Origin of the sequence: Buchnera aphidicola (Aphis helianthi), from assembly GCF_005083845.1 — a bacterium.
In the GTDB taxonomy this organism is placed as follows: Bacteria; Pseudomonadota; Gammaproteobacteria; order Enterobacterales; family Enterobacteriaceae; genus Buchnera; species Buchnera aphidicola_AW.
The window spans coordinates 128,421-140,242 of sequence record NZ_CP034894.1 but is presented as its reverse complement, the minus strand read 5'-3'; the positions used below and the strand labels follow the sequence as shown (position 1 = coordinate 140,242).

The window sequence follows — 11,822 nt, the reverse complement described above, 5'->3', positions numbered from 1 at the left end:
AAAATAATGAAAAAAACATTTGTAGTTGAAATAGGAACAGAAGAGTTACCTGCTAAAATACTATATCGTTTGATTATTTTATTTTATGAAAATTTTATAAGCGAGTTAAAGTTATATAATATTAAATATAAAAAAGTTAATTATTTTGCAACTCCTAGAAGATTAGCATTAAAAATTTTAGATATTGATATCTCTGAAAATGTTAAAAAAATTCTTAAAAAAGGACCTTCATTAAAATATGCTTTTAATCAAGATGGAAGTCCAACAAAATCTGCACATTCTTGGGCTAAACATATTGGTATCGAAGTAGACAAAGCAAGTTATTTAAAAAATAAAAAAGGTGAATGGCTCGCATATTACATAAAACAAAAACAAGAAAATATTGAAACATTACTTCCTAAAATAACAGAAATATCATTAAAAAAAATTAGTATTCAAAACTTAATGCGATGGGAAAAAAATAATACTAAATTTTTTCGCCCTATTCGAAATATTTTAATGATGTTAGATGATCAAACAATTAATTATAAGATGTTTAATGTTAATTCTACAAATAAGCTTCACAATCATATTTCTTATAAAGAAAAAAATATTTGTCTTAATCATGCCCAAGAATATCCATTTTCTTTGTTAAAATATAGTTATATAACAGCTGATTATGAAACTCGTAAAAAAATAATTAAGACAGAAATTAAAGAAATTGCTAATAAAGTAAATGGATACACAAAAATAAACTATTCACTTCTCGAAGAAATAAATTCAATGGTAGAGTCTCCTAAATGTTTTTTAGCTACTTTTGAAGAACAATATATTGAATATATACCTAATGAAATATTAATTTATGTTATAGAAAAACAACAAAAATGTTTTCCAATATATAATAATGAAAAAATTTTACCATATTTTATTTTTACAACTAATATTAATTCAAAAAATAATAATCAGATAATATTAGGAAATGAAAATATTATGAAAGCTAAAATAGATGATATTATATTTTTTTTAAATAAAGATAATAAGATGAAATTATTAGACTATCTTCCATTACTAAAAAAAGTTTTATTTCATAATCATTTAGGTACATTATATGATAAAACTATACGATTACAATTACTTGTAGGTTTAATGTCAAATGATAGTAATAAGATAGATTTAATAAAATCAGCAACATTATCAAAATGTGATCTTATTACAGATATGGTATGTGAATTTCCAGAATTACAGGGAACAATTGGGATGTATTATGCTTTAAAAAACCAAGAAAAACATGAAATTGCTATATCTATAAAAGAACAATATTTACCATCTTTTTCTGAAGATAAACTTCCATCTAGTATTATTGGATCTGTATTATCAATAGCAGATAAAATAGATACCTTATGTGGTATGTTTTTAATTAATCAAATACCATTATCAAACAAAGATCCTTTTGCTTTAAGAAGAGCTGCATTAGGAATAATACGTATTATTATTCATCAAAAAATGTCTTTAGATTTAAAATATTTAATTTTTAATAGTCTTAAAAATTATAATAAAGAAAAATTAAATTATGTATTTATATCTAATAAAATTATAGATTTTTTTAAATTAAGATTATTATCTTTTTATAAAAAAAAAGAATATGATATTAAAATAATTCAATCAGTATTAGCCTGTCAATTAACAGAAATTTTAGATATAGATATGAGAATTAAAGCAATATCAGATTTTAAAAAAACAGAAGAATTAAAATCAGTTACTTTAATAATTAAAAGAATATCTAATATATTAAAAACTCATAAAAAATATATAAACAACACTGAAATTAATATCAGTTTGATACAAAAAATAGAAGAAAAAAACTTATTTGAAGAAATAAATAATTTTAATCAAGATACAAAAAAATTATTTATAGAAAAAAAATATAAATCAATTTTATTAAGATTAAAAAAATTTGAAAATCCTATAAATAACTTTTTTAACCAAGTTCAAATAAATCATGATAATGCTGAAATTAAAAATAATAGATTAATTTTATTAAAAACAGTAGAAAAAATTTTTTTTAATATAGCAAACTTCTCTTTTTTATATTAAATATTTATCAAAATAAATTTGATTATTTTTTTTTAATAATTTGTTTTTTTAAAGATTCTAAAGTATTTTTAGGAAGTAATGAAACTATAAAATCTTTTTTTATAAAAATTTCATTTTGATCATTTAGTTCTAATAAAACATATTCATTTTCTGTGATATCTTTTACACGACCTAAAAAACCACTAGTTGTCATTACTTCATCACCTAATGTAATTAATTTCATGAGATTTTTTCGTTCTTTTTCTTTTTTTTGTTGAGGACGAAAAAGCATGAAGTAAAAAATTAATAAAAAAATTACCAGCATAATAACTAAAGAATAAGAACTACCTTCTATTGGTTGACCAACTGAAGCATTAGCATTTTCTATAAAAAAATTCATTTTATAAAATTCCTTAATGTATATTAATAAATACAAAATTATTTCTTTTGATTATAAAAATTCACTATAAAATCATCAAATCTTTTTTCTTTAATTGCATTTCTTATATTTAGCATTAATGTTTGATAATAATGCAAATTATGTATAGTATTTAAACGAGCTCCTAAAATTTCATTACAAGAATCTAAATGATGTAAATATGATCGACTATAATTTTTACAAGTATAGCAAAGACATGTTTTATCTAATGCAGATAAATCTTTTTTATATTTTTTATTTCTAATTTTTATTATACCATTAGTTACAAACAAATGTCCATTTCTTGCATTTCTTGTAGGAAGAACACAATCAAACATATCTACTCCGCGATATACACTTTCTACTAAATCTTCTGGTTTTCCTACACCCATTAGATACCTTGGCTTATTTATAGGTATTTTTGGAGTAATATAATCTAATATATTATACATTTCTGATTTAGATTCACCAACTGCTAAACCACCTAAAGCATATCCATCAAAATCCATTTTTATTAATTCATTCAAAGATATATCTCTTAAATTTGGATATATTCCTCCATGAATAATTCCAAATAAAAGATGGTTATTTTTTTTGTTTAAGTCGAAATATCTACGACATTTTTTTGACCAATCTAATGATTTTTCCATGGCATGTTTTGTCTTTTCCCAGTTTTTAGTATATGCAATACACTCATCAAAAACCATAATAATATTTGAACCTAGATTTAATTGAATTTCAATTGAAAGTTCAGGTGTTAAAAAAAATTTTTTACCATCAATATAACTTTTAAAAATTACTCCTTCTTTATTAGTTTTACAAAATTTTGAAAGACTAAAAACTTGAAAACCACCGGAATCTGTAAGTATAGGTCCGTTCCAATTCATAAAATTATGTAAATTACCATGCAATTTCACTACATCATATCCCGGTCTTAAATATAAATGTAATGCATTTGCTAAAATTATTTGACTTCCAGTATTTTTAATTTCTTTAGTACTAAGACTTTTTACTGTTCCATATGTTCCAACAGGCATAAAAACAGGAGTTTCTATACGTTGTTCATTAAAATAAAAAACTCCATGCCTTGCTTTTTTTTCTTGATTTATTAATTGAAATTTCATTTTTTTCCCATAAAATAAATATTTTTAAAATACAATCTTTTAATTTTTTATTTTTTCATAAGGAGCCAGTTTATTATATGTAATATACATCGCATCTCCGTAACTGAAAAAACGATACTTTTTTTTAATTGCTTCATAATAAGCATTAATAGTATTTTTATAACCTAGGAAAGAAGACACTAGCATAATTAGTGTTGATTCAGGAAAATGAAAATTAGTAATTAATGCATCAACAACATTATGTTGATAACCAGGATATATAAAGATATTAGTATTTTGTGAATAATTTTCTGAATTATTCCATGAAATTGAATTGTATGCACTTTCTAAAGCACGTAATGTACTAGTTCCAACAGCTATTACACGACCTCCCTTTTTTTTGCATATCTTAATTTTATTGATTAATTCTGAAGAAATATTAACCCATTCAGAATGCATAATATGTTTTTCTATTTGCATCGTTCTAATAGGTTGAAACGTTCCACTACCTATGTGTAATGTTAGAAAAGCTACATTTACTCCCTTTTTATATAGTGATTCTAATAAAGGCAAATCAAAGTGTAAACCTGCAGTTGGTGCTGCGATAGATCCTAAATTTTTTTTATATATAGTTTGATACAAATTTACATCTAATTTCATATTTTTTCTTTTAATATAAGGAGGTAATGGTATATGGCCAATTTTATTAAAAATATAAATAGATGAAACTTTCTGATTGTTAAATTTAATTTCATAAAATGGATTTCTATAACTAATTATAGAACCTCGAATTTCATTGTATTTTCCAAAAAAAAGATGAGAATTAATTTTAACTGGATTTGATGATTTAATATATGCAAGAATATTATTATTATTTAATATTTTTTCAAGTAAAATTTCAATTTTTCCCCCACTTTCTTTAATCCCATGTAAACGAGCAGGAATAACTTCAGTATTATTAAAAATAATTAAATCATCAGAATTAATTTCATTTATAATATTATAAAAAAATCCATGACTTATTTTACCGGTATAACCATTAATCATCATTAAACGACATTGACTCCGTATCCAAGAAGGATAAAAAGCTATTAATGATTTTGGTATCTCAAAAGAAAAATTACTAAGATTCATATTTTTTTTCTTTAAAAAAATTAAACTAAATATTAATATTTAGTTTTTATAAAACAATGTTCAACACGATTTTTTAATTTTTGACCAGCTTTAAAAGTAACAACTCGTCTTTTTGAAATAATTACTTTTTCTCCTGTTTTTGGATTTCTACCTGGACGTTCTTTTTTATTTTTTAGCTCAAAATTCCCAAATCCAGATAATTTAACATTTTCTCCTTTTTCTAAAGATTTTCTTACTTCTTCAAAAAAAAATTCTACGAATGCTTTTGATTCACGTTTAGTCAATTTTAATTTTTCAAATAAATTTTCTGAAATTTTAGCTTTTGTTAGTACCATAAGTTTACTTCCTTAAAATAATTTGAAATTTATCTATTAATGTTTTTATACAATAATCAAGCATTAAATTAATTTCATTTTCTTTTAAAGTTTTTCTTTCATCTTGAAAAGTAAAACTAATACCTAAACTCTTTTTATTAGAAAAATTTTTACATGAATAAATATCAAATATATTAATTTCTATTTGTTTATTTAACAAACAATTTTTACATACTTTTATAATATCAGAATAGGGAATATTTTCTGATATTAGTATTGAAATATCACGACGACTACTTGGGAATTTTGAATACTCTTCTATTTTAAAATCTTTAAGTTTTTTTACGTCGAAAATTTTATCAATTAGTAATTCAAATAAAAACGTATTATTATGTAAATCTAATTTTTTTTCTAAAATTGGATGTATTTTACCAAAACTACCAATAAACTCATTATTTAAAAAAATTTGAGCACTTTGATTTGGATGTAATCCTGATACATTTCTATTTTTTATTTCGAAACTATCTGTATCACATATGAATTCTAATATAGATTCTATATCGCCTTTTAAATCATAGAAATCTATTTTTCTTCTCTGAGAAAACCAATTTTCTTTATCACTAAAACCACTAATAACTCCTCCTAAAAACATTTGTTGATTAACTCCGAGAATTTTTTGATTATCTATTAAAAAACATAACCCTCGTTCAAAACAACGAATACTATCTTGTTTTCTATTTTTATTATAAGTAAGAGTTTTAAGAAGACCTGGCCATAATGATATACGCATACAAGAAAGATCTTTAGAAATAGGATTAGAAATAAATAATTCTTTACCATTCGTTGATAAAATATCATTTTGTAAAATTGGATCAATAAATGGATAAGTAATTACTTCATAATAACCTCTATGTGTAAGCAATGTCGATAATTGATATAATATATAATCTTTTTTAGAATCGTTTTGATGTTTATAAACACTAAAATTAAAATTTTCTTTTAATGGAATTAATGGAACTTTATTATAATCATATACACGAATAATATCACCTATAACATCTTCTTCTATTAATATATCAAATCTCCAAGTAGGAGGTGTAACATATAAATAATTTTTTTTATCTTCTATTTTATATTTAAGACGTAAGAGAATATTTAAAATAATTTTAGAATCAATAAAAAAACCAACTATTTTATTAATATTCTTATAATATAATTTAATCTTATTTATACATTTTAAGTGCGAATTATCTATATAATCGGTAATCAATCCTGCATTTCCACCACATATTTGAAGGATTAAGTTTGTCGCGTATTCTATTGCATATTTTTGAAGAGAAAAATCAATACCATAATTATGGTAATTAAGAATTTTATTAAAACCAACTTTTTTAGTAATATTAAAAAGAGATTCTCGATCTACTAAATATGAAATCAAAAATATATTTTTAGTATTGTTATCTATTTCTAAACAATGAGAATTTAAATTACCAGGAATAAATAATATCTTTGATTTATCGGAAAAGATAAGTGTATTTTTATCTAAAATTAATTGAAAATTATCTTTTAAATTCAAAATTTCTTTTTTAGTAGTTGTTTTAATTTGAATAAAGCTATCTATTATATCTGAATTTAATACATTTAAAGGTTGACCAATTTCAATTAAAACATAATTAATAATATTCATTATTATATTGTCAGATAACATTTCAGACATAAATAACTTTTTTTTCATCCAAAATGGCGTTTTAATATTAACATTTATGTTTTCAATTAATCTTCCAAAACAATTAATATCTGTGTTTTGAGTATTAACATAAATTGGAAATTGTTTTTTAATTGTAATTGGATTACTTTTATCTTTTAATGGAGTCATTTCTATATTATTTATAACAGCTATATTACGAGCTATTCCTATAATACTTAATCCATCTGGTCGATTAGGCGTAACATTTACTTTTATTAAATTATCTTCTAATAATAAATAATCATTAACATTAATTCCTATTGGTGTATTTTCAGGAAATTCAATAATTTCACTATTATTGGAATCAAATAAACCTAATTCAAAAAAAGAACATAGCATTCCTTCTGATTCTTGATCATAAATTTTTTTTAAATTAATTTTTACATTATTATTCAATATACTGCCAATAGTAGCTACTGCGACTTTTATTTTATTTCGACAATTTAATGCTTTACATAAAATATTTAATAACTTTTTTTTCCCTATATCTACTTTCACTATTTTTAAATTATTTAATGTAGGATGTATCATACAAGAAATTATTTCACCGACTACTACATTTTTAAATGAAGGAAAAAGTGTATCAATAGATTCGATTTCTATACCAGAATTGATAATTTGTTGAGTTAAAGTAATACTATCTATTTTAGGATTAATCCATTCAAGTAACCATTTTTCACTAAATTTCATTTTATCTCACTAAATATATTTAAATTGTTTTATAAATCTGAAGTCATTCTCAAAAAAAGATCGAATATCAGAAATTCCATAACGTAACATGGTCATTCGCTCTACTCCCAATCCAAATGCACAAGCAGAATAAATCTCTGGATTAATATTAACGTTTTTTAGAACCGATGGATGAACCATTCCACAACCTAAAATTTCTAACCATTTTTTAGAATCCGTCATAACATCAACTTCGGCTGAAGGAGTAGTAAAGGGAAAATAGGAAGGACGAAATCTTAGAGGTATTTTTTTATTAAAAAAATTATATATAAAATTATATATAATCCATTTTAAATTAGAAAAATTAATATTTTTTTCAACTATTAAACCTTCTACTTGATGAAACATAGGTGTGTGAGTAGAATCATAATCGTTTCGATAAACCTTTCCAGGAAAAATAAATCGCATTGGAGGTTTCTCTGATTTCATCATACGAATCTGCATAGTAGAAGTTTGAGTTCTTAACAATCTATTTTTATCTAGCCAAAAGGTATCATGATTATCACGTGCAGGATGATTTTTAGGTATGTTTAATGCATCAAAATTATGATATTCATCTTCTATTTCAAAACCATTAATTGATTCAAATCCTAATTTATAAAAAAAATGTTGTATACAACTAATACTATAATTTATAGGATGAATAGAACCGTTTTTAATATAACGACCTGGTAAAGATATATCAATTTTTTCTTTTTGAATACGTTTTTCAAAAATTAATTTATTTAATTCATTTTTTTTTATATGAATTTTAGATATTGTTTTTTTTTTAATTGTATTAAGAATAATACTGTATTTTTTTTTTTCTTCAAAAGAAAAATTTTTTATTTTTTTTATATAATTATTAAAAATTCCATTTTTTCCTAAGTATTTAATTTTTATTCCATCTAATATCTCTATACTATGAGAACTATTAATTTCATTTTTAATAACATTCCATAATTTTTCTAACATTAACATTATTAACTCTTTCTCTATGTTTTTATTAAAACTTATATTATTAAAATATTAAAAAGCTTCCATAAAGGAAGCTTGTTTTATTGAATTTTTAAATATATAAAAATATAAATACATTAATAATTTTATCTAAAATAAAAATTTAACTATTATTTAAATAGAGGGGAGATGAATTTCCCCTTCTTGGTTTATAAAAAATAATTTATTATACAAGTAAAGCTTCTTTTGATTTTTGTACTAAAATATTAAATGTAGATTTATCAAATATTGCAATATCAGATAATATTTTACGATCAATATTAATAGAAGCTTTTTTTAATCCATATATAAACTTGCTATAAGAAATTTGACTTTGACGAACTGCAGCATTGATTCTTGTAATCCATAATTTACGAAATTGTCTTTTTCTTTGACGTCTATCACGATAAGCGTATTGACCAGCTTTTATTACTGCTTGACATGCTACTCTATAAATACGGGAACGAGCTCCATAATAACCTTTTGCTTGTTTTAAAACTTTTTTATGACGAGCATGAGCAGTCACACCACGTTTCACACGAGCCATTGATATGCTCTCCTGTTCACACAATGTTAGTAAAAATAAATTTTATATATAAGGTAAAAATGACTTCACTTTGTCTATATCTCCTTTTGATACTAAAATCTTAGGACGAAGATGACGTTTTTTACTTGTTGTTTTTTTTGTTAAAATATGACGTAAATTTGCTTGTTTACGTTTAAATTTACCAGATGCAGTTTTTTTAAAACGTTTTGCTGCACTTTTTAAAGTTTTAATTTTTGGCATACAATGTTTCTTTTAAATTATAAAAAATTAATTATATATTTATTTTTGAACACGTTTAGTCAAAAATTGCTATTTTTTCTTTGGTGCTAATATCATAATCATTTGACGACCTTCAATTTTAGATGGAAATGATTCAATAGTAGCTAGTTCAATTAAATCATTTTTAACTCTATTTAATACATTTACACCTATTTTTTGATGAGCCATTTCACGACCTCTAAATCGTAAAGTAATTTTAACTTTATCACCATCTTCTAAAAAACGAATTAAATTACGCAGTTTAACTTGGTAATCTCCTTCATCAGTTCCAGGACGAAATTTAATTTCTTTTACTTGAATGACTTTTTGTTTTTTTTTCTGTTCTTTAGAAGATTTACTTTTTTCATAAAGAAATTTTCCATAGTCCATAATACGACAAACTGGAGGCTCTGCATTAGGGCTGATTTCTACTAAATCTAATCCTAACGATTCAGATTTTTCTAAAGCTTCACGTAAAGTAACTATGCCCATTTGATCGCCTTTAACATCTGTAAGACGAACTTTAACTGAACGAATTTCGTTATTAATACGATTTGGCCTTGTTAATTGAGTTCTTTTTCCGACTTTAATACCTTAATCCTCCATTTGAAAAAAACTACGAGTAAATATTTCTTTTTGTAGTTTTTTAATAAATAAATCAATATCTACAATTCCAAAATTATTTCCATTCCTACTTCTAACGGAAACTTTATTAGATTGAATTTCTTTTTCACCACAAATTAATATATATGGAATTCGACGTAAAGTATGTTCTCGAATTTTAAGACCTATTTTTTCATTTCTTAAATCTGATTCGACACGAATATTTAAAAGGTTAAATTTTTTAACTATTTTATTCACATAAATTGAATGAATATTTTTAATACTAATTATTACAACTTGTATTGGAGCTAACCATGTAGGTAATTTACCAGAACATTCTTCTATTAATATCCCAATAAAACGTTCAATCGAACCTAATATAGCTCGATGAATTATTATAGGAGTACTTTTTTCGTTATGTTCATTAATATAAAATGCATTTAAACGAATTGGTAAATAAAAGTCTAACTGAATTGTTCCACATTGCCAATGTCGATCTAAAGAATCTTGTAAAATAAATTCAATTTTAGGACCGTAAAAAGCACCTTCTCCTAATTGATATTCAAATTCTAAATTATTTTCTTTTAAGGAATCAGATAAATCTTTTTCTGCTTTATCCCAAATTACATCATTACCAATACGTTTTTTTGGTCGAGTAGAAAATTTTACTATAATTTTCTTAAAATTAAATATACCATATAAATCATATATCATTTTAATGCAATTATTTATTTCAGAATGTATTTGTTCGTGAGTACAAAATATATGAGCATCATCTTGAGTAAAATTTCGAACTCTCATAAGACCATGCAAAGCTCCTGAAAATTCATTTCTATGACAACTTCCGAATTCCGCCATACGAATAGGTAAATCTCGATAAGATTTTAATCCAATATTAAAAATTTGAACATGCCCAGGACAATTCATAGGTTTAATACAATATTCTCTATTTTCTGATGAAGTAGTAAAAATAGCATCCTTGTAATTATCCCAATGACCGCTTTTTCCCCATATTGATTTATCTATTAATAACGGCGTCTTTACTTCTTTATATTTATATTCTTTTAATTTTTCTCGAACAAAATTTTCTAGTTCATTAAAGATAATCCAACCATTATTATGCCAGAAAACCATACCAGGAGATTCATCTTGCATATGATATAATTTTAAATATTTATTAATTTTTCTATGATCTCTTTTTACTACTTCACTAATATAAATTAAATGTTTATCTAATTCTTCTTTGTTCAACCAAGCAGTACCATAAATGCGCTGCAACATTTGATTTTGATTATCACCTTTCCAGTATACACCTCCAATTTTCTGCAATTTAAAATGTTTACAAAATTTTATATTAAAAGTCTGCATACCAATATCAAAATCTATATAATTTTCATGATAATATAAAGAGATTATATCATTTTTTAAAAAATTGGTTTTTATAAAATTAATTTTATATGTCTCTAACCTTTCTTCAAATTCTTTTAACGCTTGATTAAAAGAAACTTTTTTATTTAAAATATCATATTTTTTATGTAAAAAAGTTTTCATTTTTTTTTCTATTAAAACAAGATCTTTTTCTAAAATTCTATTTTTTATATCTATATCACAATAAAAACCATTGCTTGTAATTTTACTTTCTACGATTTTACATAATGGCCATATTGTTTTAATTGAATAATTTAAAAGTTGTATACATGAACATCTAATAATATTTAATGCATAAAGATCTTTTTTATTAATAAACGATATAGAAGCGTCTTCTGTAATTACAGTATTTAAATTTGCAAAATCACCGTTAACAGAAATAGCGATAAGAGATTGATTTATATTAATATTTTTACATTTTAAAATTTCTTGTAATGAAATAGAATGCTTGTAAATTTCTTTACTTCCATCACAAAATTGTATTACAGGCATTCTGATATACCTTTTATTTAAA

General features: G+C 23.1%; 11 protein-coding genes. 1 reads left to right on the top strand and 10 read right to left on the bottom strand.

The features are described from left to right. Positions 1–6 precede the first annotated feature (6 nt). Positions 7–2,073, top strand: coding sequence for a glycine--tRNA ligase subunit beta (gene glyS, locus D9V62_RS00680; RefSeq protein WP_261979503.1), 2,067 nt, complete (start codon positions 7–9; stop codon positions 2,071–2,073). A gap of 22 nt (positions 2,074–2,095) precedes the next feature. Here the strand turns inward: glyS and yajC are convergent, their stop codons facing one another. The 10 genes from yajC to thrS form a co-directional block, all read right to left on the bottom strand. Beyond that, positions 2,096–2,452: a preprotein translocase subunit YajC gene (gene yajC / locus D9V62_RS00675; protein WP_158339901.1), complete on the bottom strand. Its 357-nt coding sequence runs from the start codon at positions 2,450–2,452 to the stop codon at positions 2,096–2,098. A 38-nt stretch (positions 2,453–2,490) separates the two neighbouring features. Then, complete coding sequence (gene tgt, locus D9V62_RS00670) at positions 2,491–3,594, bottom strand: tRNA guanosine(34) transglycosylase Tgt (protein ID WP_158339900.1); 1,104 nt, start codon at positions 3,592–3,594, stop codon at positions 2,491–2,493. Between the two features lie 39 nt (positions 3,595–3,633). Further along, the gene (gene queA / locus D9V62_RS00665) at positions 3,634–4,707 is read right to left on the bottom strand and encodes a tRNA preQ1(34) S-adenosylmethionine ribosyltransferase-isomerase QueA (RefSeq protein ID WP_158339899.1); all 1,074 of its coding nucleotides are present in this window, start codon (positions 4,705–4,707) and stop codon (positions 3,634–3,636) included. 32 nt (positions 4,708–4,739) lie between these two features. After that, on the bottom strand, positions 4,740–5,042 hold the full coding sequence (locus D9V62_RS00660) for an integration host factor subunit alpha (RefSeq protein ID WP_158339898.1): 303 nt from the start codon (positions 5,040–5,042) through the stop codon (positions 4,740–4,742). Positions 5,043–5,046: 4 nt separating this feature from the next. Further along, the gene (gene pheT, locus D9V62_RS00655; protein ID WP_158339897.1) at positions 5,047–7,458 is read right to left on the bottom strand and encodes a phenylalanine--tRNA ligase subunit beta; all 2,412 of its coding nucleotides are present in this window, start codon (positions 7,456–7,458) and stop codon (positions 5,047–5,049) included. 9 nt (positions 7,459–7,467) lie between these two features. Then, positions 7,468–8,457: a phenylalanine--tRNA ligase subunit alpha gene (gene pheS / locus D9V62_RS00650; protein ID WP_158339896.1), complete on the bottom strand. Its 990-nt coding sequence runs from the start codon at positions 8,455–8,457 to the stop codon at positions 7,468–7,470. A 202-nt stretch (positions 8,458–8,659) separates the two neighbouring features. After that, on the bottom strand, positions 8,660–9,019 hold the full coding sequence (gene rplT, locus D9V62_RS00645) for a 50S ribosomal protein L20 (protein ID WP_158339895.1): 360 nt from the start codon (positions 9,017–9,019) through the stop codon (positions 8,660–8,662). A 42-nt stretch (positions 9,020–9,061) separates the two neighbouring features. Then, positions 9,062–9,259: a 50S ribosomal protein L35 gene (rpmI, locus tag D9V62_RS00640; protein WP_158339894.1), complete on the bottom strand. Its 198-nt coding sequence runs from the start codon at positions 9,257–9,259 to the stop codon at positions 9,062–9,064. A gap of 69 nt (positions 9,260–9,328) precedes the next feature. Beyond that, on the bottom strand, positions 9,329–9,868 hold the full coding sequence (gene infC / locus D9V62_RS00635; RefSeq protein WP_158339893.1) for a translation initiation factor IF-3: 540 nt from the start codon (positions 9,866–9,868) through the stop codon (positions 9,329–9,331). A gap of 3 nt (positions 9,869–9,871) precedes the next feature. After that, positions 9,872–11,800, bottom strand: a complete 1,929-nt coding sequence (gene thrS / locus D9V62_RS00630) for a threonine--tRNA ligase (protein ID WP_158339892.1) — start codon at positions 11,798–11,800, stop codon at positions 9,872–9,874. Between the last annotated feature and the right edge of the window lie 22 nt (positions 11,801–11,822).

What these genes read in the sequence shown, in the direction of transcription:
- glyS (WP_261979503.1), top strand. Translation starts at nt 7, where the DNA reads ATGAAAAAAACATTTGTAGTTGAAATAGGAACAGAAGAGTTACCTGCT.
- yajC (WP_158339901.1), bottom strand. Translation starts at nt 2,452, where the DNA reads ATGAATTTTTTTATAGAAAATGCTAATGCTTCAGTTGGTCAACCAATA.
- D9V62_RS00660 (WP_158339898.1), bottom strand. Translation starts at nt 5,042, where the DNA reads ATGGTACTAACAAAAGCTAAAATTTCAGAAAATTTATTTGAAAAATTA.
- tgt (WP_158339900.1), bottom strand. Translation starts at nt 3,594, where the DNA reads ATGAAATTTCAATTAATAAATCAAGAAAAAAAAGCAAGGCATGGAGTT.
- queA (WP_158339899.1), bottom strand. Translation starts at nt 4,707, where the DNA reads ATGAATCTTAGTAATTTTTCTTTTGAGATACCAAAATCATTAATAGCT.
- pheT (WP_158339897.1), bottom strand. Translation starts at nt 7,458, where the DNA reads ATGAAATTTAGTGAAAAATGGTTACTTGAATGGATTAATCCTAAAATA.
- pheS (WP_158339896.1), bottom strand. Translation starts at nt 8,457, where the DNA reads ATGTTAATGTTAGAAAAATTATGGAATGTTATTAAAAATGAAATTAAT.
- thrS (WP_158339892.1), bottom strand. Translation starts at nt 11,800, where the DNA reads ATGCCTGTAATACAATTTTGTGATGGAAGTAAAGAAATTTACAAGCAT.
- rplT (WP_158339895.1), bottom strand. Translation starts at nt 9,019, where the DNA reads ATGGCTCGTGTGAAACGTGGTGTGACTGCTCATGCTCGTCATAAAAAA.
- rpmI (WP_158339894.1), bottom strand. Translation starts at nt 9,259, where the DNA reads ATGCCAAAAATTAAAACTTTAAAAAGTGCAGCAAAACGTTTTAAAAAA.